Origin of the sequence: Micromonospora parva (genome assembly GCF_000718515.1) — a bacterium.
Lineage (GTDB): Bacteria > Actinomycetota > Actinomycetes > Mycobacteriales > Micromonosporaceae > Micromonospora > Micromonospora parva.
The window spans coordinates 25693-45972 of sequence record NZ_JNZS01000018.1 but is presented as its reverse complement, the minus strand read 5'-3'; the positions used below and the strand labels follow the sequence as shown (position 1 = coordinate 45972).

Genomic DNA, 20280 nt, shown 5'->3' with positions numbered 1-20280 from the left:
CGCGGCTCTTTCCGTGAGCGGGGGCGGTCGGCGCACGCGGTGAAGCGGGCACCTCCTGAGGGGTGGGACGATCCCGCCGACAGCCTACCCATAAAACCTATCGGGTTAGTAGGCTACCGCCCACGATCACCCACGCCGGTCGATGCGGCCCGGCGCACCTGCCCGACCCAAGGAGCCGCCATGCGCACCCCCTCGACGCCTCATCCCCCGCGTCACCGCCTGCTGACAGCCGCGTTCACCGCGCTGGTCCTGCTCGCCACGGCCGCCGTGAGCGCCTGCGGCGGGTCGGCCGACGCCGGAGACGAGGCGGGCAAGCTGCGAATCGGCTACCAGCGCTTCGGAGGGCTGAGCCTGGTCAAGGCGCGCGGCGAGACCCCGGGCGTCGAGTGGTCGCTGTTCGAGAGCGGGCCGGCCCTCACCGAGGCGCTCAAGGCCGGGTCGATCGACATCGGACAGGTCGGCGAGGCCCCACCCGTCTTCGCCGCCGCCGGCAAGATCCCGTTCTCCATCATCGGCACCTCGGCTCCGATCCCGCAGGGCGAGGCGGTGCTGGTCAAGGCCGACAGCGGCTACCGCAGCTTCGCCGACCTCAAGGGCCGGACGATCGCCCTCAACAAGGGCTCCAACGTGCACTGGCTGCTGGTCCGGCTGCTGGAGGCCAACAAGATGACTTTGAAGGACATCAAGGTCAAGTACCTCAAGCCGGCCGAGGGACGACCCGCGTTCGACAGCGGACAGGTCGACGCCTGGGTCATCTGGGACCCGTACTTCGCGCTGGCCGAGCAGCCGGGCGTCCGGGTGCTCGCCGACGCGACAGGCCTGGCCAGCAACCGCGAGTACGTCCTGGCCGCGCCCCAGGCGCTCGACAAGCGCTCGGACGACATCCGGGCGTTCCTGCAGCGCTACCGCGAGGTGACCGACTGGGGCATCGCGAACCCGCAGGAGCGGGCCCGCACGCTGGCGCCGGAGCTGAAGATCCCGGAGGACGTCACCAGCCGCGCTCTCGACCGCAGCGCCAAGCCGCTCGCCCCGGTCACCCCGGCCATCGGCGACGAACTCCAGGCGATCACCGACAGCTTCATCGCGCTGGACCTCATTCCGGGGCCCGTCGACATCAGGAGCCGGGTGGACGACCGCTTCAGCGCGGTGTTCCAGTGAGCCGTACACAGCTGTTGGAAACGCCGACCGAAGCCGTGGCCGTCGCGCCGGCCGACCCCCCGCGCCCCCGCTCGACGCGGCGGTGGCGGCGGCTGGTCAGCCCGGTCGTGCTGGTGCTGGGCTGGGAACTGGCCGCCCGGACCGGGGTGCTCGCACCGGAGAAGCTGCCCGCGCCCAGCGCCGTCCTCGCCACCGGCTGGCGACTGAGCCGGGACGGGACGCTCGCCGTCCACCTCGTGGACTCCCTCACCCGGGCCGCAGCGGGGCTGTTCATCGGCGGCGTTCTGGCGCTGGCGCTGGGCACAGTGGCGGGGCTGCTGCGACTCGGCGACGACCTGGTCGACCCGCCGGTGCAGATGGCCCGGATGCTGCCCCACCTGGGCCTGGTCCCGCTGCTCATCATCTGGGTCGGGATCGGCGAGTCGCTGAAGATCAGCCTGGTCGCCCTGGGCGCGTTCTTCCCCATCTACTTCAACACCTACGCCGGCATCCGGGACATCGACGAACGGCTGGTGGAGGTCGCCCGCACCTGTGGTCTGGGCCAGGCCGCCCGCCTGCGCCACGTGGTGCTGCCCGGCGCGCTGCCGTCGCTCTTCCTCGGCCTGCGGCTGGCGATCGGGGCGGCCTGGCTCAGCCTGGTCGTCGGCGAGCAGGTCAACGCCCAGACCGGGATCGGCTTTCTGATGATGGAGGCGCGGGAGTTCAGCCAGACCGACGTGGTGGTGCTCGGCCTGCTCGTCTACGCCCTGCTCGGGCTGATATCCGACAGTGCGTTGCGGGTCCTGGAGAGGAGGATGTTGACATGGCGTCGCGGACTGCGGGCCACCTGAACGGCGCCGAGCCGGTGCTGACCGCCCACGCGGTGCGCCGGGCGTTCGGCCCGACCGTCGTGCTGACCGGGGTCGACCTGAGCATCGCCCGCGGTGAGGTGGTGGCCCTGCTCGGCGGCAGCGGTTCCGGCAAGAGCACACTCCTGCGGATTCTCGCCGGGTTGGACGGCGACGCCAGCGGGACGATCGTCGTGCACGGCACCGCCGCCGTGGTCTTCCAGGAACACCGGTTGCTGCCGTGGAAACGGGTGGCGGACAACGTGCGGCTCGGCCTGTCCGGTGTGGACGCTCCAGGGCGTGTCCGGCGGGCGCTGGCCGAGGTCGGCCTCGCCGAGCGGCACCGCGCCTGGCCGGCCGAGTTGTCCGGCGGGCAGGCGCAGCGGGTGGCCGTGGCGCGGGCCCTGGTCCGCGAACCGGACCTGCTGCTGCTCGACGAGCCGTTCGGCGCGCTGGACGCGCTGACCCGGCTGCGGATGCAGATCCTGCTGCGCCGGCTGCGCGCCGAGCACGGTTTCGCCGCCCTGCTGGTCACCCACGACGTGGAGGAGGCGTTGCTGCTCGCCGACCGGATCCTGCTCCTCGACGAGGGTCGCATCGCCGCGGACCTGCCCGTCGACCTCGGTGCAACCCGTACCCCGGACGACCCGGCCTTCGGCGCGCTGCGCCGCCACCTGCTCGACCGACTTGGCGTCCCCACCACCTGACGAGCGGAGCTGTGATGACCCGCTGGACTCCCGATCCCACGTTCTACCCCTCGCCGCGCGAGGCGGTGACCGCACCGACGGAGAAGCTCGCCTACGTGGCGGCCTTCGACCGGGCGGCCAGCCGTCCGGACGCCATAGTGGTGCTGGACACCGACCCCGACTCCCCCGAATACGGCCGGGTCGTTGGCTGGACCGACCTGCCGTACGTCGGTGACGAGCTGCACCACTTCGGCTGGAACGCGTGCAGCAGCGCGCTCTGCCCGACCGCCCCGCACCCGCACGTCGAGCGGCGCTACCTGATCGTGCCCGGCCTGCGGTCGTCGCGCATCCACGTGCTCGACACCCAGCCTGATCCACGCCAGCCGCAGATCGTCAAGGTGATCGGGGCCGAGGAGTTGGCGAAGCGGGCTGGCTACTCGCGGCCGCACACAGTGCACTGTGGGCCGGACGGCATCTACCTCTCGGCTCTCGGTGGCGCGGACGGCGAGGAGGGTCCCGGTGGCATCGCCATCCTGGATCACACCACGTTCGAGGTACGCGGGGCGTGGGAGGCCGACCGGGGTCCGCAGTTCCTGGCGTACGACGTGTGGTGGCACCTGACCCAGGACGTGCTGGTCACCAGCGAGTGGGGCACCCCGTCGATGATCGAGGACGGCATCATCGGTGAGTTGCTGCTGGGCCGACGCTACGGGCACGCCATCCACTTCTGGGATCTGGCGAAACGCCGGCACGTGCAGCGGGTCGACCTGGGCGATGCGTATCAGATGCCGCTGGAGCTGCGGCCGGCGCACGACCCGACGAAGTCGTACGGGTTCGTCGGTGTGGTGATCAGCGTCGAGGACCTGTCCGCCTCGATCTGGTTGTGGCACCGCGACGGGGACGGCTGGGCGGTCACCAGGGTGATCGACATCCCGGCCGAGCCGGCCGACCCGGCGGACCTGCCCGACCTGCTCAAACCCTTCGGGGCGGTGCCGCCGCTGGTGACCGACATCGACCTGTCGGTGGACGACCGGTTCCTCTACGTCTCCTGCTGGGGCACCGGCGAGCTGCGCCAGTACGACGTCAGCGACCCGCTGCACCCGGTGCAGACGGGCTCGGTGCACCTCGGCGGGATCGTCCGCCGCAGCGCGCACCCGTCCGCGCCGGACGAGCCGTTGGCCGGTGGCCCGCAGATGGTCGAGGTCAGCCGGGACGGTCGGCGGGTGTACGTCAGCAACTCGCTCTACGGCGCGTGGGACGACCAGTTCTACCCCGACGGGGTGGGCGCCTGGTTGGCCAAGCTCGACGTCGACGTGGACACCGGTGGGCTCACCCCTGATGAGCGGTTCTTCCCGCACGGGGACGAGTTCCGGGGCCTGCGGGTGCACCAGACCCGGTTGCAGGGCGGGGACGCCTCCTCCGACTCGTACTGCTTTCCGTGACCCTCACCGCCCTGGCGACGCTCGCCGCGCTCGGCGCGTTCCATGGTCTGAACCCGGCGATGGGGTGGCTGTTCGCGGTGGCCCGGGGCCTTCAGGAGCGCAGCCGGATGGCGTTGCTGCGGGCCCTGCCGCCGATCGCGGCGGGGCATCTCGCCTCGGTGGCGATCGTCGCCGCGCTGGTCGCCGCGACCCGGTCGGTGACGGCGAGCAGCGCCCTCGCGGTGCTCGGCGGCGTGCTGCTGGTCGCGTTCGGGCTGTGGCGACTGCTCTCCGAGCGGCACTTCCGGTGGGCGGGGATGCGGTTGTCGGCGGGGCAGCTCGCCGGTTGGTCGTTCCTGATGTCGTCAGCGCACGGCGCGGGCCTGATGCTGGTGCCGGTGCTGGTGGCCGAGCCGGTGCCCGGGGGTCACTCCGGGCACCTGGCCGCCGCGCCGGTCGGTGCGCTGTCCGGCCTCGCGGCGGCCGGGGTGCACACCGTGGCGATGCTCGGCGTCGCCCTGGCCGTGGCGGTGCTGGTCTACCAGGTGTTCGGGGTGGGTGTGCTGCGTCGGGCCTGGTTCAACGTGGACCGGCTCTGGGCCGGGGTGCTGGTGGCCGCGGGGTTGGTGACGTTGCTACGGGCGTGACCGTCCATCGTGGAAAGCGCCGATCTGTGATCTCATGTCGGCATGATCACTCCCACTCCCCTCATGCGTCTGGTGGCCGGTGTGTGGGGGTTCAAGACCCTCGCGGCCGGCGTCGAGCTCGGCCTGTTCACCAGGTTGGCCGGTGGGCGGACGATGACCGTCGAGGAGGCCGCCGCCGAGTTCGGGTTGCCCGACCGGCCGGCGGACCTGTTACTGGCCGCCAGTGCCTCACTCGGGCTGTTGGAGAAGGCCGGCGACGCGTACCGCAACTCCGAGTTGGCCGAGCAGTTCCTGGTCGAGGGTCGCCCGTACTACTTCGGCGCGCAGATCCGCTACTCCGACCTGCGCACCTACCTGCCGTGGCACCGCATCGGCGAGGCACTGCGCACGGATCGCCCGTTGACCTGGGACCCGGAGGCCCAACAGTCGATGTTCGACACCGCCGACCCGGAGATGCTGGCGCAGTTCTGGGACGCGATGTTCTCCACGTCCAGCTTCACCGCCAGCGCGTTGGCCGACGCGTACGACTTCTCGGCGCACCGCCGGCTGCTCGACGTCGGCGGCGGGGCCGGCGCGTTCCCGATCGAGTTCTGCCGCCGCCTGCCCGAGCTGCGGGCGACCGTCCTGGATCTGCCGCACGTCTGCGTGCGGGCCCGGGAGCGGATCGCGGAGGCCGGCCTGACCGGGCGGATCGACGCGGTGGTGGGTGACTTCCTCGCCGACCCGACGCTGCCGACGGGCCACGACGTCATCCTGCTCAGCATGATCCTGCACGACTGGGACGAGCCGACGAACCGGGCGTTGCTGGCCCGGTGCCACGCGGCGTTGCCGCCCGGCGGGGCGATCGTCGTCTGCGAACTGCTGCTCAACGACGAACGCACCGGGCCGCCCGAGGCGGCGCTGATGGGGATGAACATGCTTGTCGAGACCGAGGGTGGGCGCAACTATTCGGGTGCCGAGTACGCGGCCTGGCTCACCGACGCCGGTTTCGTCGACGTGCGGACGGTGCCGTTCGACGCGCCGGGGGCGAACGGCGCGGTGGTGGCCCGCCGGGCCTGACCGACGACGACACCCGGCCCCGGTGCGAACCGTGGGCCGGGTGTCGCGGCGCCTCACGGCGCTGGCGTCCGATCGGCTACCGGTACGGGTCAGGCGCGAGCCTTGGCCGGCTGCTTCATGAAGTCCATGATCGCCTTGTTGACCTCGTCGGCGTGGGTCCACGGGATGCCGTGCGGCGCGCCCTTGAGCGTGATGAGCTGGCCGGTCGGCATCATCGGCCCGAGCCGCTGGCCAGTCACCGGGTAGGGCAGCACCCGGTCCTGGTCACCCTGAATGATCAACACCGGAATGTTGATCTTCGGCAGGTCGGGGCGGAAATCTTCCTGCCAGGCGTCCACACTGTCGTGGGTGGCCTTGCCGGAGGCCATCGCGCCGATCTGCCAGTGCGCCCGGTACGCCTCCTCGCTGACCCGCTTGCCCATGTTCTGGTCCGGGTTGAAGAACGCGTCACAGAAGGACGTCAGATAGGCGAAGCGGTCCTTGATGATGGCGTCCTGGAAGCCCTTGAAAAGCTTGCGGTCGACGCCCTCGGGGTTGTCGTCGGCCTTGGCCAACATCGGTTGCAGCGGGCTGAGCAGCACGGCCCGGCTGACCCGCTGGGAGCCGTAGTTGGCCAGGTAGCGGACGACCTCGCCGGTGCCCATCGAGTGACCGATCAAGGTCACCTCGTTCAGGTCCAACTCGGTCATCAGCACGTCCAGGTCGGCGGCGAACGTGTTGTAGTCGTACCCGAAGGCCGGCTGCGCCGAGTTGCCGTTACCGCGCCGATCGTAGGTGATCGTCCGGTATCCGGCGTTCTGCAGCACGCTGGTTTCCTTCTCCCACGTTGCCCCGTTGAACGGGAAGCCGTGGATGAGCACCACGGGCTTACCGGATCCGTGGTCCTCGTAGTACAGGTCGATGGGTGCGGAGTTTTCCGTCCCCACGGTAATGAAAGGCATGTTTTTCTCCTGCTCCGGTGTGGGCTGTCGGACGCCCCGCGCTTTCCCGTCGGGTCGCCGGATATGCGGCCGAGGGCCGTCGCCCCAGGCCCGCCGGTCCCCCTCCGGACGACCGGTCCCGGCATCGACATTTATCAACCTCGTCGGTAGGGTCGCCGGTAGGAAAGTTTCGGCGTACGGGAGGTGGGCATGCTTCGAAAAGTCCCCGCGGCGCTGGCCGTCGGAGCGGCGGTGGCCGCCCTGGGCGGCACGCCGGCGCAGGCCGACCCGGTGGTGCCACGGCACGCCATAGTCATCTGCCAGAGCGCCAGCTTCTACGCCAACTACGACTCTGCCGGCGGCCCCACCGGCCTGAAGCGCACGCTCGTCTACGGCAACAAGATCGGCCACACCCCGGGCGCGCATCCGGTCTACAACGGGTGGGCGGCCGCCTTCGACTTCGGCCCGAACGACTGGGGTTACCTGCGCTCCGAGTGCATCGGCGGGTACGACTCATGGTGAGGGCCCGGGTGACGGCCGGCGTGCTGGCCGGGATCGTCGCCGCGACCCTCGCCGCACCGGCGCCGGCGCAGGCCGCCAACGGCACCATCGGTCAGCGCGAGACGGTGTGCGCGAGCGACCTGTTCGTCCGCACGCAGCCCAACGGCGCCTGGATGGGCACCCTCTACCAGGGTCAGACGTTCCTGGTCGAAGGTCCCCGTAGCGGCGGCTACGTCTACGGCTTCGCCTACGGGTACATCAACCGGCGCGGCTGGGTGCAGGACGGCTGGTTCTGCTGAACGGGCGGCCGGCGACGCGACCCGATCGGAGTGCCCCGATCCGGCCGCGGCGGCCTAGCCTCGAACGGTGAGCCCTTCGCCCCGGCTGCGAGCCGTCAGCGACCTGCACATCAGCTACGCGGAGAATCGCGCGTTCGTCCAGGAGCTCCGGCCGGACCATCCTGGCGACTGGCTGCTCGTCGCCGGTGACGTGGCCGAGCGGTACGCCGACATCGAGTGGGCTCTCGGCCTGCTGAGCAGCCGCTTCGCCCGGGTGGTCTGGGCGCCGGGCAACCATGAGCTGTGGACGCCGCCCGGCGACCCGGAGCACCTGCGCGGCGAGACCCGCTACCGCGAGCTGGTCGAGCTGTGCCGGCGGCTGGGAGTCGTCACCCCGGAGGACCCGTACCCCGTCTGGGACGGCGAGGGCGGCCCCGCCACCATCGCCCCGCTCTTCGTGCTCTACGACTACACGTTCCGGGTGCCGCAGGCGCGCACCAAGCAGGAGTCGCTGGACCTTGCGTACGCGGCCGGGGTGGTCTGCACGGACGAGGCGCTGCTGCACCCCGACCCGTACCCGAGCCGGGAGGCGTGGTGCGACGCCCGCATCATCGAGACCGAACGCCGGCTGGCCGAGCGCGGCCCGGCGCTGCCGACGGTGCTGGTCAACCACTACCCGCTGGTGCGCGAACCCACCGACGTCCTGTGGTTCCCGGAGTTCGCCCAGTGGTGCGGCACCGTCCGCACCCGCGACTGGCACCTACGCTTCGGCGCGTCCACGATGGTCTACGGGCACCTCCACATCCCCCGCACCACGTTCTACGACGGCGTCCGGTTCGAGGAGGTCTCGCTGGGCTACCCGCGCGAGTGGCGGCGACGCGGCCCGGTCCCGGACCCGGTCCGCACCATCAACCCCGCCGACGACATGCGCCGGCGCGAGTCCGTCAGCGGGTGAGGCCGACCACCGTCGCCAGCCGCGCCACGCCGGCCGGCGCCGGCTGCGCGCGGGCGACATCGGCGATGAGAGTACGCGCCAACGGCCGCCACCGAACCTCAGCCGGCGCGACACTGTCCGCGTCGACGAGGACGCGACCGTCTCGCGCATGCCCGAAACGTCTGCCACGCCGCCATAAGGCTCCGCGACAATGGCCACATGCTCACCTACGTTCGTTGGTACTGCCCAGATGACGACCGCTGGTGCTACGACGAGCTGGACGCTGATCGGTGGGCACTGCGCCACGTTGAGCAACGCGCATCGGACGGGGCCTTCTTCGCGGCGGCATCGCTTGCAGAGGTGCTCATCGCTCGCGATTCGGGAGTGGTGGGGGCGGTTGCCGAGTACGACCAGCGGTACGGCTGTGTGCCGGAGTCCCCGTTCCCTGGACCGAGCCTGGTGGTGGAGCCTGCTGTGGAAAGCCTGTCCTCGGAGGATTTCGAGCGCCTGTGGCGGGAGGCTCGTCGGCATCTGGAACAGCAGACCGACAATTAACTCTTCGTCCCGAAGAAGCGATCGCCGGCGATGAGCTGCGTCGTCACCCAGTGGTCACCGGCCCCGCCCGTCAGACGTCGAAGCGCAACGCGGGCCGCTCAACTCGCTCAGCAGGGCAGGCAGGTCGCCGAGGGTGGCGAACGCACGTCCGCTCCAGCTCGGGTCGGTGTCGTTGTGCTCGGTGGTACGAAGCACGCGACGTCGATCCCGTCGGCGCCGAGCTCGTCGGCGAGCGGAGCGTAACGGCGCAGGGCGTCGGTGGCGGTCGCGGTGCCGCGTTCCAGCCTGAGCATCGCCTTCATGCTGAACGGCGGCCTGTTCTTCGCCACTCGCTTCACCACCAATCCGCGTCAGGCACGCGAGGCACCGTAGCCAGCGGGCGACAGTGCGAACAACCGATTTGGGCCGGTTCGGCTGGGCACCTGCGCCGACATCACGGCCGGCGGCGCGTGTGGTGACCGCATGGCTGGCAGCATGGGCGGATGAGGTCGAGGCTGCGCAGGCTCCACATCGACGGCCGGGAGTTCACCTGGAAGGCCGACATCCGGGCCGCACCTGGCTCTGACGGCCGTCTTCACCGCTGCATAAGGCTCCGCGTATGGGGTGCGGGAAAAGCCGGTCGCGCCCTACAGGCCGATGTGACCGAGCGGCCCACCGTTGCCGCTGACGGTCGATACGTCGAGACCGACGTGCACGGCAGCGGGGAGGCGTACCCCTACCCGACAGCCGCGGACGTACGCGTTCTGGTCCGTTACGGCCTGCGCGCTGGATGGACGCCGCAGGCGTTGGGTGGGACGTTCACAATCGCCCCGCCGACCGAACTTGAGCTACCGCGATTCGCCGTTACCGAGCCTGTGTGAAGCGTTGAACTGCACCGTGAGGGCACCCGGTCGTCTTGACAAGTGGTGGGGTTCTGACGTGTTCAGAGGGGCTCGAAGAATCGAGTGGACCAGGTCGCATCATTCGTCGGGCCGAACACCCAACCATTGGGCCCGTCGTACGGCGCGGCGAGGATGTGCTCTGGGACGAGGAGGTAGTCGAGTCCGCTGAGTGCCCCCTCGATCCGTGCGCGGTCGTCCGGGTGCAGGTGAGATGTGTGGGCCCACGGAGCGGAAGATCCGCACGCGGCAAGGCCACCAAAATTGCTGACGCTCACACTCAGAGACAGTGGGATTCGGGTACGTTTCGTGCGGCTGCGACTGACCTCGGCGGGAATCCAGATGCTGCCGAAACATGCGGAGTCCTGGGCCAGCCCCACGTCGCATCGGCAACCGTAGGCCTCGCTCAATCGCTCCGCGAGCCGGTCGAACCGACCCTGGGTCGCCGCGCGGTCGAAGTGCCGTGGCATCTCCAGACCATCACCTGCGCCTGGCTGCACCCGAGCGTTCGAGACCGCCAGCACCGACTGCGGCACTACGCCCTCGACCATGACCCGCGTGAGCGACTCCGGGCTGAGGCCGTGCTCCACCGGCGCGACCGGCTCGTCCAGCTCCCGGAGCAGCGACCACCATTCCGCATCTGACATTGTCACGCGAGGCACCGTAACCAGCGGGCGACAGAGCCGACAAACAATTCGGGCCGGGTCGGCCTGCCACCTAGCATCGTGGCCAGTCCGGGCGGCGGATCGATGCAGCTAGGGATCCCCCTACCAGCCGCGCTTCGGAGCTTGGCGGGAGTGTGCGATTGAGCCTGGATATCGCGGTGTGGATACCCGACGACGACTCCTACGCCGGCCGGCAGGTTGTGGAGGATCCGCCGGGCACCAGCACGGCGGTGGGAGCTGAAGCCTTCCGTCATTCACTGTGGGGTTCCGCGGTGACTCGTCAGCTGGGCGCGACGTTCCTGCCACAACTCGCCGATGTCACGGTCGAGAATCGGGGTAACCTCCAGGTCTTCCCCGGTCAGCTCGATGCCTTCGACCAGGAGTGCGTCCGCCTGGCGGAGAACGTCGAGCTGCTGGCCGCCGCGACCGGATACGACGCGGAACGCATCCTCCGCTACCTGGCCAACGTGCGGGATGCCGTGCAGCGCGCCAGGGCGGTGCAGGGCGGCATCATCATCTGGTAGTCGGCGTACGGGTGGAGGGGCGGCCACCGGTCGGCGTACGGCGGCCGCCCCTCGTCCGGTCAGCTGGCGTACACCTCCAGTGCCGCCAGTTGTCCGGCCGGCCAGCCGGTGTTACCGGTCACGGTGATACGCACATAGCGGGTCTGCGCGCCGGTGAACGTCAGCGTCACCTGGTTGCCCGTCGACGGGTCGAAAGTCCGCCCCGCCGAGGAGACGAGGGTCCCGAAGCCGCTCCCATCGGTGCTGCCCGCGACGGCGAGGGTCTGCGTCCGACTCCCCCAGGCTGACGACGGCGGCAGCTTGAGCACCACCCGCCCGACCGTGCGTGTCGCGCCCAGGTCGACCTGCACCCACTGCGGGAACGCGTTGTTGGCGCTCTCCCAGTAGCTGTTCGCGTCGCCGTCGACCACGTTGCCCGAGCCGTAGCTCTGGACGTGGCTGCTCTCGCTGGTGGACCGCCCTCGGGCCAGGTCGGCGTTGGTCGGGGCGTCGGTGGTCACCGTGGCCGCGTTCGAGGCCGCCGAGGTGTTGCCGGCGGCGTCGCGGGCGACGACGGTGAAGGTGTACGAGGTGGACGCGGCCAGTCCGCTCACGGTCGCCGTGGTGCCCGTGACCGTGCTGACCACCGTGCCGCCCTGGCGTACCTGGTAGCCGGTCACGCCGTTGTCGTCGGTCGACGCCGTCCAGGCCAGGGACACGCTGCTCGCCGTCCGGCCGGTCACCGTGAGGCCACTCGGGGCGGTCGGCGGGTTGTCCGTGGTGCCGCCGGCGGCGTACACCTCGACCTGGGAAAGCTGGCCCGCCGGCCAGCCGGTGTTGCCGGCGATGCTCAGCCGGATGTGGCGGGCCGTGGTGGTCGGCAGCGTGCGGGTGACGGCGTTGCCGGTGGCCGGGTCGAAGGTGAACGCGGAGGCGGCGGCGATGGTCGAGACGGAGCTGCCGTCGACGCTGCCCTGCACGGTGATGGTCTGGGTACGCGCGCCCCAGCCGGTGGGCAGCCGCACGACGAGCTTGTTGACCTGGTGGTTGGCGCCGAGGTCGACCTGCCACCAGTGCGGGAACGCGCCGTTGCCGCTCTCCCAGTAGCTGCCGGCGTTGGAGTCGACGGCGTTCGAGGCCACGAACGGGCCGTTCTGGCTGCTGGCCGCTGTGGACCGGCCGGCCGCGAGGTCACCGCCGGTCGGGGGTGATGTGCCGAGGATCGGCGGTGTGGGGCGGACGGCGGTGAGGCCGAGTTGCCTCTTGAGCATCCGGCCGCCGTCGGCGGTGATTCGCAGGTAGTAGTCGGCGGAGCAGGCGACGCCGTCCTCGTCCAGGGCCCGGATGTTCGCGCCGGCCGGGGTGGTGGCCTGGGTCTCGGACGTCTTGGCGATCTGGTTGCCCTCGTTGTACTCGTCGAACATGGACACGTACAGGCCCTGGGAGCCGAGCCGGATCATGTTGTAGATGTGCCGCCAGTAGAAGTCGCCGTGTTTGCGGTGCCCCCCGGCCAGGTCGCCGGGCATCACGCAGGGCAGGTAGTCGATGCCGCGGGCCGCGCAGTCGGCCATGTCGCCGACGTTGACGTTGTTGTAGTACGAGTCCAGCTCCTCCACGGTCCTGGCCCGGTAGACCATCCACGGCGAGATCGCGTGGAAGGCGTGGTAGACGTCGAGGAAGCCGGGGCGGGAGTCTTCGATGCCCTGCCGCCACCAGGTGGGCACGCCGCCGATGACGTAGCAGCCCTGCGCCTTGAACCAGTTGATCACCTCCAGGCAGGGCCCGGGGGTGAAGGGGCGGCTGGGCTCGCTGAACCCGAAACCCCAGATGCAGACGACCGGCTTGCCGTTCTGCCGGGCGTACGCGGACGACGCGGTGTGCGCCGCCATCTTCGTCGTCCAGTCGGTCTTGATCTCCGACTGGAAACTCAACCAGTCGGTGACGTCGTACATGATGTAGAACTTGCGGTTGTACCGCTCGGCCGCGGAGCGCACCTTCTGCGCCATCGCGTCGCGGGTCGGGCCCTCGTCGCCCATCGGGTTGAACCGTTGCAGGGCGGCGGTGTCGCAGCCATACTCCTGCATCCAGCGGAAGTGGGTGTCCACCGTCTGCTGGTCGTACGAGGAGAAAAGGGTGGCCGGCTGGCCGTTGCCCAGGTTGGGGTACGCGGTGGGGTAACTGCGGGTGTACTCCCGCATGTCCGGCCAGGACACGATGGTGGTGTTGGCGGGCGAGGGCGGCTGGAACCGGTCGCGGCTCCAGTGCCACCACCCGCCGATCGGCGCGCCGTCGCCGGGGGCGCTGAACCAGCCCTGGTAGCCGACCGTCACCTTGCCGACCACGTCCCCGGGAGGACTGGCGGCGTGCGCGGGGCCGGCCACCGTGTTGAGCAGCTCGGTGGTGGAGGCGGTGGCGAGGGCGGACCCGGCCAGTACCGATGTGACGAACCTGCGGCGGGACACCGCCATAACGACCACTCCTTCTTCGGCGGAAGGCATTGACGGTCATCGTGGCAGCAGTGGATGCCGCACCGCAAGAGTGAGACTGTTCGATGAAATTCCCGATCAGATGACGGGAAATATGCGCTGGGATGTCAGCGACTGAGCGCCCACGCCGGGGACAGGATGTGGCTGCCGGTCTGGCGGCGGCGCGCTTCGCGCACCGTCATCCGGACGCCCTCGGTGAAGCCGACAGTGGGGTGCCAGCCGAGCAGCTCGCGCGCCCGGCGGGTGTCCAGCGCCATGTCGCGGACCTCGCCCGACCAGGGCAGCGGCTCGTAACGGGCCACCTCGTCGACGCCGAACGCCTCCCGGACGGTGTCGTACACCTCGTTGACGCTGGTCTGCCGCCCCGAAGCGATGTTGACAGTCCCCACTCCGCTGTGGTGACAGGCGAGCGCGATCGCCTCGGCGACATCGCCGACGTAGACGAAGTCCCGGGTCTGCGTACCGTCGCCGTGGATGACCGCCTGCCGGCCCCCGAGCAGCGCGTCGACCATCAGGGACACCACACCGCAGTCGCCGCCCTCCTGCCGGGGCCCGTAGACATTTCCCAACACCATCGAGGTGTACGACAGGCCGTGCTGACGTCCGTACCAGTCGAGGTAGTGCACGCCGACGGCCTTGCTGACGCCGTACGGGCTCACCGGCGCGATCGGGTGGTCCTCGCGCACCGGCAACTCGTGCGCGGCGACGCTGCCGAAGATGTCGCTGCTGGTCGCGTTGACGATCAGCCGTACGCCGCTGCGGGCGCAGGCGTCCAGCACGTTGACGGTGCCGAACACGTTCACGTCGGCGTCGTACAGCGGTGAACGACGGGCGGTGGGAAGGCTCGGCTGCGCGGCGAGGTGCACCACCACGTCCGGCTGCCACTCGTGGATGACCTCGACACCCTCCGACGCGCGGATGTCACCGGAGATGACGTCCGCCTCGGTCAGCCCGCCGCACACGGCGTCGGCCAGGTTCTCGATCCGGCCGGTGGAGAAGTTGTCGAGCACCCGGACCTGGCTGCCCATCAGCATCAGCCGGGCGACCACGTGGCTGCCGATGAAGCCGGCGCCGCCGGTGACCAGCACGCGTCGGGGCACCAGGCCCGTCGGCGGATCGACACCGACGGCGGTGACGGGCAGGTCCATGAGGAACTCCTTGGAACGACGGAACGGTCGGCCCGCAGCTGCAACCGGCCGACCGTAACCCACCCAACAGCTACCAAACGGACACTTAGCCCAATGCCCTGCGTGGATACCCGTGATTCGGTCCCTAGAGGTCAGTTTTCACCCATTCAGCTGCACGTCACCGGTGTCGCTAGTAGTTTGCTCACGGGCTGTCGAGACGACCCCGCGGCGACCGCCCGCCTCATGCTGAGAAATTGCGGAACAGCAGGAACGCCAGGCCGAGCGCCAACGCGAGGTTGAACACCGTGGCGCTGGCGAACACCGCCACCGGTCGCCAACCCGCCTCCCGCAGCGACGCGACCCGGACCTCCAGACCGATGCTGACGAAGGCCAGGATCAGGAACCAGACGCGCAGGTCGTTCACGATGGCGATGGTGGCCTTCCCGTCCGCACCCGTCGCGTCGAGGTACCAGGTGGCGATGACCGAGGCCGCGATGAAGCCGAGGACGAACTTCGGGAACCGCGTCCACAGCTCACCGAGACCTGGTCGGGCCGCGCCGGGCCGTCGTTCCACCCGCAGTGTGAAGTACGCGGTGAGCGCGACCGCGACCACACCCATCAGGGCGTTCTGGGTGACCTTGACGATGCTGGCGATCTGGAGAGCCTCCTCCCCGGCGAGCGCTCCCGCGGCGGTGACCGCGGCCGTGGTGTCGATGTTGCCACCGATCCAGGCACCGGCCACCGCGTCGGAAAGCCCGAATACATCGGCCAACCAGGGCAGGATGAAAATCGACGGCAGCGCGAAGACGATGACCAGACTCGCCGTGTAGGCCAACTGCTCGCGGCGCGCCCGCACCGCGCCGGCGGCGGCGATCGCCGCGCTGACCCCACAGATCGACACCGCCGACGCGAGCAGCGCCCGCAGTTTGTCGTCGAGGCCGAACCGGCCAGCCAACCACCAGGTGAAGAGGAAGACCCCGCTGATCAGCAGGATCGCCTGGGCGATCGCCGGGCCGGCGGCGCTGGCGATGACCGCCAGGTTGATCGACGCCCCGAGCAGCACCAGACCGGTCTTGATGAAGAACTCGGTGCGGAACGCGGCGGCTATCCGGTCGCGCCATCCGAGCACTGTGACGGCGACGTTGCCGAGCAGGCCGAGCAGGATCGCGTAGACCGGGTACTCGATCGCCGCTCCGATGTCCTCGACGGCGGTGCCCTCGGCCCAGGCCGGGACGTTCTGCTCCAGAAAGCGGGTCAGCGCGGCGAGACCGACCACGATCAGCAGGCCGACTGCCGTCCAGGCCCAGAACGCCCCGTCACGCACCACACTGGTCGGACCGGCGGGGTCGACGGTGGTCGGCGACGTACTCGGCTCGGCCACGTCTTCGGCGGGTGCGTCGCTGGCCCGGGTGGCGTCGGGCGTGCCGGGCTCGCTGCCCGTGCGGGTCGCGTCGGCGGTCATCAGGGCACCAGCCCGGCGGGGATGGCACCGAGCAGGACCAGGACCAGCAGTGCCAGCCCGAGGATGGTCGCGACCCAGTCCTCGTTGAACGCGAGCCGGGACTCCCCTGCGGTCTCCGGGTTGGGGGGTGACGGATCGGTGGTCATGGCGTACCTCCATGGTGGTGAACCGATCCGGCGATGCCGGATCGGTCGGACGTGCGGTGGCGTGCGTTCGGAGCCCAGCCGGTGCGCGGGGGTCACGAGTCGACGCGCGATCCGGCGGTGAGGAGTGGACCAACCGGCATTCACCTATTTTCCTACCGGGTCGATAGGAATTCAAGACCGTTGGCGCGGATTCTCCACGCATCGCACCACCTACGGCGGTGCCGGAGCCGACGACCGGCTCCGGCACCGCTTCTACGCCCGATCCCCGCTACGGGGTGGGGTACTGGCTCAGGTAGACCGGGGCGCCGACACGGGTCATGTCGGCCGCGTCCCCGACGCCGTTGACCACGTGGTCGATCGTGCCGGCGCTGAGGTTGACGGTCATGATGTGGTGCAGCCGCACCCCCGGCCGGTTCGGCACCTCGAAGCCGTTCTCGGTGTGGATCGACGGGTTGTTCTGGTTGAAGACGTACACCCCGCCGCCGTACAGGGTGTGGTGACGCACCCGGTCACCGACCTTGTACCCGGCCCAGCCCTCGACCGGGCCGTTCATCCAGTCGGCCTGCGTCGGCGGGTCGTACGGCAGCTCGTTCTGGTAGAGGATCGTGGTGCCGTGCTCGCCGTTCCAGACCGTGTTGTACCGCTGGAAGTGCTCGACGAACAGCCCGGTAGCGGTCACGCGGTCGCCGTTGATGACGGCCCCGTAGCGACCGGTGTTGGTACGCCAGCGGTCGGTGTCACCGTTGACGCCCTCGGTGAAGCCCTCGACGCCGTGATCGCCGCGCCACACCCAGGTGTGGTCGATGAGCACGTTGTCGCTGTTGACCTCCAGCGCGGTGTTCGTCCGTCCGATGTGCGGACCGCCGACCCGGAAGTACACGTCGGAGAGCGTGGTCGGGTTGTGCGAGCTGCTCGCGTTGTGGCCGTGCTGGCGTCCGACCCGCAGCAGGACCGGCGACTCGACGGTGCCGGCGTCGATCGTGACACCGGCGACGATCACCCCGGGCACACCGGCCACGTCCAGCGGGATCGCGCCGTTCACGGCGGTGAGCGTGGCGTGCCCGATCCCGAGCACCACGGTGTCCGGCCGTCGGACCTCGATGCTGCGCGCGATGTCGTACGTGCCGGGGGTGAGCAGCAGGTGCTTGCCCCGGGCCAGCTGGCTGTTGATGACCCGCACCGGGTCGGAGGGCTTGGCGATGAAGAAGTCGCCGATCCCGATGGTCCGCCCCGGCGTCATGCCGTCGGCCCAGGAGACGCCCCGGCTGTCCCGCTGGGCGGCGGGCACCCGCACCTGGTAGCGGCCCTTGCCGTCGACGAAGAGGTAGGGCTTCTCCCGGCTGAGCGGGGTGGTCTCCAGCGTGGTGTAGGGCGGGTCGGGGAAGCTGGCGTCGTCCGGCGCGCCCTCGACCCCGGCGAACACCTGGTTCCACACCGCGTTGGACCAGCCCGCGACCTCGCTGTTGCGGGTCAGCCACTGCTGCTGTGAGCCGTTGGTGGTGGCGGGCAGCCGCGAGTCGGCGATGAAGCCGCCGCTGGCGTACTGCGGACCGGCGGTGCAGTAGTCCATCAGCGACAGACCACCACCGCCGATGTTCAGCCGGCGCATCGACACCGCCTGGGACACCGCCCAGAAGTTCGCCGACGACCGGCAGTCGTCCTGGCCGGCCGCGTTGATGGTGAGCGAGAGGTTGGACAGGGTGCGCCAGAAGTTGACCAGCGCCAGGCAGTTGCCGGTGCCGCCGTCGGCCAGGCAACGGTTGTAGACCTCGAGTTTGCCGTTGATGGCGACGTCGGTGGGCGAGGCGCCCAGGCCGGACACCTCGGTGTAGTAGCCGACCTTGGCCTGCAGCGGTTGCGCGGCGGTGCCGTACGTGCCCGGCTTGAACAGGTAGGCGTGCCGCTCGGTGCCCATCTCGTTGTCGACCTGCCGGGCGTGCGCGGCGTCGAGGGTCTGCTGGATCTGGCCGACCGGCATGGACGGGTCGAAGATCGTCACGTTCGGGCCGAAGTCGGGTGCGCCGTGCGTGGGGCGGCCGGCGGTGGCGGCGGTGCTGGACATGGTGACGGCGGCGGTCACCAGCAGGGCAAGGGTGAGGGTACGTCGGGACGGGCTTGTCATGTGGTTCGTCCTCTCCGCTGACCGGACCGTCTCGTCCGGCGCAGCTGGGGCGGCGTGAGAGCGCTCTCTGACCACAGCGGCCGAGAACGGGTCGCGCGCCGAAGGGGTCGACATGTTTCTACCCGTTAATTCGGCCGGCCGCCATGACCGGGACGGCGAACTTCGCGCCGGGCGGAGGAGGATGACGGACGAACTGGGAGATGCCGATGCCGATCGACCCACTGCCCCACCTGGACGAACACACCACGTTCATCAACGCCGGGCCCGACCGGGTCTGGCCCCACCTGATCGACGTCGTGGAGAGGTCCTTCTCGCGGTTCGGCGCTAGCGGGTACGCCCGCCTGGTGCATGCCGCAGACCCCGTCACGTCCGGGCCCCGACCCCTCAGCGAGGGCTCGACACTGCCCGGATTCCACGTCGCCACCGCGATCCCCGGTCAGGAGCTGGCCCTGCGGGGCAGCCACCGGTTCTCGACGTACGCGCTGACCTTCCGCCTCGACGCCGACGGTCCGACCCGGTCACGGCTGCGCGCCGAGACACGCGCGGTCTTCCCCGGCCTGGCCGGCGGCCTGTACCGGCAGATCCTGCTGACCTCGGGCGGCCACGTGTTCGGCGTACGCCGCCTGCTAGCGGCGGTCCGCCGCCGATCCGAACAGGGATCCGTACGCTGACGAGAGGGGTTCGTGATCCCGACCGCACGGTCCACGTAGCTGGTCCAGTTCAGGGTCCGGACACGGCGAGGCCCGCCCTCCGGGGGAGGGCGGGCCGGCACGATGGTGCGAGAGGTCAGCGCACCCGACGGCGGCCGTAGGCACCGGCTGCGACAGCCACGCCGACAGCCGCGAAGGCGACCTGGATGACCAGCTCGATCCAGTCGATCCCACTGGTGTCGTCGACGCCGAAGACACCGGCAACGAGCGTGCCGAGGATCGCCGCGATCACACCGATGAGCAGCGTCAGCCAGATCGGGATGTTCTGCTTGCCGGGGACCACGAGCCGGCCCAGCGCGCCGATGATCAGACCGATGATGATGGCGGCGAAAAAGCCGGAAACTTCCACGGGGATTCGTCCTTCCAGAGGGATGTCGTCGACAGGTGATTGCCCCGAGCAACCGATTGCGAAACACCCCTACGCCTCCCCCAGGAACTCGTCGATCATCGGGGCCAGCCAGTCGGCGCGCTGCGGGATCGTGGTGTGGGTGGTGCCGGGCAGGATGGCCAGCCGGCAGGCCGGCAGGCCGGTCAGGTCGCCGGGCACCGCGCCGCCGAGCAGCCGGAACATGCGCACCGCGTGCTCGGGTTGGACGATGTCCGCGTCGCCCAGCACGATCATGGTGGGTGCGGCCAGCGCGCGGACCTGCTCGGGGGTCCACCGGGGCAGGTTCGCGTCCAGCACCTTCATCTTCGTGACCAGGGTGGCCCAGCCCGCCGGGTCCGGTGCGGTCCGCAGGTACTCCTCGTGGAACTCCGAGCCGTGCAGGTGCTCCGGTTGCAGGTCCTGGATCCCGTCGAGCAGCCCGGGGTGCAGGCCGTCCTCGTCGAAGCTCACCGAGGCGAGCACGAGGCGGCCCACCCGGTCGGCGTGGTGGGTGCCGAGGCGCAGCGCCACCGCCGCGCCCATGCTCCAGCCGAAAACGTCCGCCCGCCCGATGCCCAACCGGTCGAGCAACTCGACGACGTCGGCGGCGAAGTGCTCCACGGTCAGCGGACGGTCCACGTCGGGGGTGTGGCAGTGGGCCTGCAACTCGACGGCGATCACCCGCCGGGTCTTCGCCAGCGACGGCAGGATCGTGCCGAACGACGTACCGATGCCGGAGAGTGCGCCGTGGATCAGCACCAGTGGGCGGCCCTCACCATTGCCATGCGCTTCGGAGTAGATGTCCATGCCCACACCGTGCGCCCGCGC

22 protein-coding genes are annotated in these 20280 nt (G+C 70.1%); 12 read left to right on the top strand and 10 right to left on the bottom strand.

All coding sequences use genetic code 11. The annotated features are described in order from the left end of the window. Nucleotides 1-180: 180 nt before the first annotated feature. From IF22_RS0123390 to IF22_RS0123365, 6 genes are read left to right on the top strand one after another with little or no spacing between them, the layout of a single operon-like run. Complete coding sequence (locus IF22_RS0123390) at nt 181-1158, top strand: aliphatic sulfonate ABC transporter substrate-binding protein (RefSeq protein ID WP_030335438.1); 978 nt, start codon at nt 181-183, stop codon at nt 1156-1158. After that, on the top strand, nt 1155-1988 hold the full coding sequence (locus tag IF22_RS0123385; RefSeq protein WP_030335436.1) for an ABC transporter permease: 834 nt from the start codon (nt 1155-1157) through the stop codon (nt 1986-1988). Before IF22_RS0123390 ends, IF22_RS0123385 begins: the two co-directional genes overlap by 4 nt. Next, nucleotides 1961-2692, top strand: coding sequence for an ABC transporter ATP-binding protein (locus IF22_RS0123380; protein ID WP_030335434.1), 732 nt, complete (start codon nt 1961-1963; stop codon nt 2690-2692). The genes IF22_RS0123385 and IF22_RS0123380 overlap by 28 nt, the downstream gene beginning before the upstream one ends. 14 nt (nt 2693-2706) lie before the next feature. Beyond that, nucleotides 2707-4113: a selenium-binding family protein gene (locus IF22_RS0123375; RefSeq protein ID WP_030335433.1), complete on the top strand. Its 1407-nt coding sequence runs from the start codon at nt 2707-2709 to the stop codon at nt 4111-4113. After that, entirely contained in the window at nt 4110-4739 is a 630-nt protein-coding gene (locus tag IF22_RS0123370) for a hypothetical protein (RefSeq protein WP_030335430.1), read from the top strand. Before IF22_RS0123375 ends, IF22_RS0123370 begins: the two co-directional genes overlap by 4 nt. A 42-nt stretch (nt 4740-4781) precedes the next feature. Further along, nucleotides 4782-5798, top strand: coding sequence for a methyltransferase (locus IF22_RS0123365; protein WP_030335428.1), 1017 nt, complete (start codon nt 4782-4784; stop codon nt 5796-5798). 89 nt (nt 5799-5887) lie between these two features. On the opposite strand, the gene IF22_RS0123360 is transcribed toward IF22_RS0123365, so the two are convergent. Continuing rightward, nucleotides 5888-6739, bottom strand: a complete 852-nt coding sequence (locus IF22_RS0123360; protein WP_030335427.1) for an alpha/beta fold hydrolase — start codon at nt 6737-6739, stop codon at nt 5888-5890. A 189-nt stretch (nt 6740-6928) separates the two neighbouring features. On the opposite strand from IF22_RS0123360, the gene IF22_RS0123355 reads away from it, so the two are divergent. The 4 genes from IF22_RS0123355 to IF22_RS0123340 all read left to right on the top strand — a co-directional run bounded on the left by IF22_RS0123355 (nt 6929) and on the right by IF22_RS0123340 (nt 8986). Continuing rightward, complete coding sequence (locus IF22_RS0123355) at nt 6929-7240, top strand: hypothetical protein (RefSeq protein ID WP_030335425.1); 312 nt, start codon at nt 6929-6931, stop codon at nt 7238-7240. Continuing rightward, nucleotides 7234-7518 carry a hypothetical protein gene (locus tag IF22_RS0123350; RefSeq protein WP_030335422.1) on the top strand — a complete coding sequence of 95 codons (285 nt, stop codon included), beginning with the start codon at nt 7234-7236 and terminating at the stop codon, nt 7516-7518. Before IF22_RS0123355 ends, IF22_RS0123350 begins: the two co-directional genes overlap by 7 nt. A gap of 67 nt (nt 7519-7585) precedes the next feature. Further along, the gene (locus tag IF22_RS0123345; RefSeq protein ID WP_030335421.1) at nt 7586-8452 is read left to right on the top strand and encodes a metallophosphoesterase family protein; all 867 of its coding nucleotides are present in this window, start codon (nt 7586-7588) and stop codon (nt 8450-8452) included. 198 nt (nt 8453-8650) lie between these two features. Further along, nucleotides 8651-8986 carry a hypothetical protein gene (locus IF22_RS0123340; RefSeq protein WP_030335420.1) on the top strand — a complete coding sequence of 112 codons (336 nt, stop codon included), beginning with the start codon at nt 8651-8653 and terminating at the stop codon, nt 8984-8986. Between the two features lie 107 nt (nt 8987-9093). Here IF22_RS0123340 and IF22_RS34660 read toward each other — a convergent pair whose 3' ends face one another. Together IF22_RS34660 and IF22_RS0123330 are read right to left on the bottom strand one after the other, a co-directional pair. Further along, nucleotides 9094-9315 carry a hypothetical protein gene (locus tag IF22_RS34660; protein WP_081883978.1) on the bottom strand — a complete coding sequence of 74 codons (222 nt, stop codon included), beginning with the start codon at nt 9313-9315 and terminating at the stop codon, nt 9094-9096. A gap of 593 nt (nt 9316-9908) precedes the next feature. Continuing rightward, complete coding sequence (locus IF22_RS0123330; RefSeq protein ID WP_030335419.1) at nt 9909-10517, bottom strand: hypothetical protein; 609 nt, start codon at nt 10515-10517, stop codon at nt 9909-9911. A 284-nt stretch (nt 10518-10801) separates the two neighbouring features. Between IF22_RS0123330 and IF22_RS0123325 the strand changes: the two genes are divergently transcribed. Continuing rightward, nucleotides 10802-11053 carry a hypothetical protein gene (locus IF22_RS0123325; protein WP_167337329.1) on the top strand — a complete coding sequence of 84 codons (252 nt, stop codon included), beginning with the start codon at nt 10802-10804 and terminating at the stop codon, nt 11051-11053. A gap of 59 nt (nt 11054-11112) precedes the next feature. Here IF22_RS0123325 and IF22_RS0123320 read toward each other — a convergent pair whose 3' ends face one another. From IF22_RS0123320 to IF22_RS0123300, 5 genes are all read right to left on the bottom strand, one after another. Then, nucleotides 11113-13500 (bottom strand): galactose-binding domain-containing protein, encoded by a 2388-nt coding sequence (locus IF22_RS0123320; protein ID WP_030335417.1) that lies wholly within the window; start codon nt 13498-13500, stop codon nt 11113-11115. A gap of 125 nt (nt 13501-13625) precedes the next feature. Beyond that, nucleotides 13626-14666, bottom strand: coding sequence for a GDP-mannose 4,6-dehydratase (locus IF22_RS0123315; protein ID WP_051708736.1), 1041 nt, complete (start codon nt 14664-14666; stop codon nt 13626-13628). A 220-nt stretch (nt 14667-14886) separates the two neighbouring features. Further along, nucleotides 14887-16107, bottom strand: a complete 1221-nt coding sequence (locus IF22_RS0123310; protein WP_030335414.1) for a YeiH family protein — start codon at nt 16105-16107, stop codon at nt 14887-14889. Further along, nucleotides 16107-16253 (bottom strand): hypothetical protein, encoded by a 147-nt coding sequence (locus IF22_RS35490; protein WP_167337331.1) that lies wholly within the window; start codon nt 16251-16253, stop codon nt 16107-16109. The genes IF22_RS0123310 and IF22_RS35490 overlap by 1 nt, the downstream gene beginning before the upstream one ends. A gap of 268 nt (nt 16254-16521) precedes the next feature. Then, entirely contained in the window at nt 16522-18375 is a 1854-nt protein-coding gene (locus IF22_RS0123300) for a hypothetical protein (protein WP_030335411.1), read from the bottom strand. A 206-nt stretch (nt 18376-18581) separates the two neighbouring features. On the opposite strand from IF22_RS0123300, the gene IF22_RS0123295 reads away from it, so the two are divergent. Continuing rightward, nucleotides 18582-19046 carry a hypothetical protein gene (locus IF22_RS0123295; protein ID WP_030335409.1) on the top strand — a complete coding sequence of 155 codons (465 nt, stop codon included), beginning with the start codon at nt 18582-18584 and terminating at the stop codon, nt 19044-19046. A 115-nt stretch (nt 19047-19161) separates the two neighbouring features. On the opposite strand, the gene IF22_RS0123290 is transcribed toward IF22_RS0123295, so the two are convergent. Together IF22_RS0123290 and IF22_RS0123285 are read right to left on the bottom strand one after the other, a co-directional pair. After that, a complete protein-coding gene (locus tag IF22_RS0123290) occupies nt 19162-19434 on the bottom strand; it encodes a GlsB/YeaQ/YmgE family stress response membrane protein (RefSeq protein WP_030335408.1) in 273 nt (90 codons plus the stop codon). Between the two features lie 69 nt (nt 19435-19503). Beyond that, on the bottom strand, nt 19504-20259 hold the full coding sequence (locus IF22_RS0123285) for an alpha/beta fold hydrolase (RefSeq protein WP_051708735.1): 756 nt from the start codon (nt 20257-20259) through the stop codon (nt 19504-19506). Nucleotides 20260-20280: the final 21 nt, after the last annotated feature.

What these genes read in the sequence shown, in the direction of transcription:
- IF22_RS0123390 (WP_030335438.1), top strand. Translation starts at nt 181, where the DNA reads ATGCGCACCCCCTCGACGCCTCATCCCCCGCGTCACCGCCTGCTGACA.
- IF22_RS0123380 (WP_030335434.1), top strand. Translation starts at nt 1,961, where the DNA reads ATGGCGTCGCGGACTGCGGGCCACCTGAACGGCGCCGAGCCGGTGCTG.
- IF22_RS0123375 (WP_030335433.1), top strand. Translation starts at nt 2,707, where the DNA reads ATGACCCGCTGGACTCCCGATCCCACGTTCTACCCCTCGCCGCGCGAG.
- IF22_RS0123365 (WP_030335428.1), top strand. Translation starts at nt 4,782, where the DNA reads ATGATCACTCCCACTCCCCTCATGCGTCTGGTGGCCGGTGTGTGGGGG.
- IF22_RS0123360 (WP_030335427.1), bottom strand. Translation starts at nt 6,739, where the DNA reads ATGCCTTTCATTACCGTGGGGACGGAAAACTCCGCACCCATCGACCTG.
- IF22_RS0123355 (WP_030335425.1), top strand. Translation starts at nt 6,929, where the DNA reads ATGCTTCGAAAAGTCCCCGCGGCGCTGGCCGTCGGAGCGGCGGTGGCC.
- IF22_RS0123350 (WP_030335422.1), top strand. Translation starts at nt 7,234, where the DNA reads ATGGTGAGGGCCCGGGTGACGGCCGGCGTGCTGGCCGGGATCGTCGCC.
- IF22_RS0123340 (WP_030335420.1), top strand. Translation starts at nt 8,651, where the DNA reads ATGCTCACCTACGTTCGTTGGTACTGCCCAGATGACGACCGCTGGTGC.
- IF22_RS0123320 (WP_030335417.1), bottom strand. Translation starts at nt 13,500, where the DNA reads ATGGCGGTGTCCCGCCGCAGGTTCGTCACATCGGTACTGGCCGGGTCC.
- IF22_RS0123315 (WP_051708736.1), bottom strand. Translation starts at nt 14,666, where the DNA reads ATGGACCTGCCCGTCACCGCCGTCGGTGTCGATCCGCCGACGGGCCTG.
- IF22_RS0123310 (WP_030335414.1), bottom strand. Translation starts at nt 16,107, where the DNA reads ATGACCGCCGACGCGACCCGCACGGGCAGCGAGCCCGGCACGCCCGAC.
- IF22_RS35490 (WP_167337331.1), bottom strand. Translation starts at nt 16,253, where the DNA reads ATGACCACCGATCCGTCACCCCCCAACCCGGAGACCGCAGGGGAGTCC.
- IF22_RS0123300 (WP_030335411.1), bottom strand. Translation starts at nt 18,375, where the DNA reads ATGACAAGCCCGTCCCGACGTACCCTCACCCTTGCCCTGCTGGTGACC.
- IF22_RS0123295 (WP_030335409.1), top strand. Translation starts at nt 18,582, where the DNA reads ATGCCGATCGACCCACTGCCCCACCTGGACGAACACACCACGTTCATC.
- IF22_RS0123285 (WP_051708735.1), bottom strand. Translation starts at nt 20,259, where the DNA reads ATGGACATCTACTCCGAAGCGCATGGCAATGGTGAGGGCCGCCCACTG.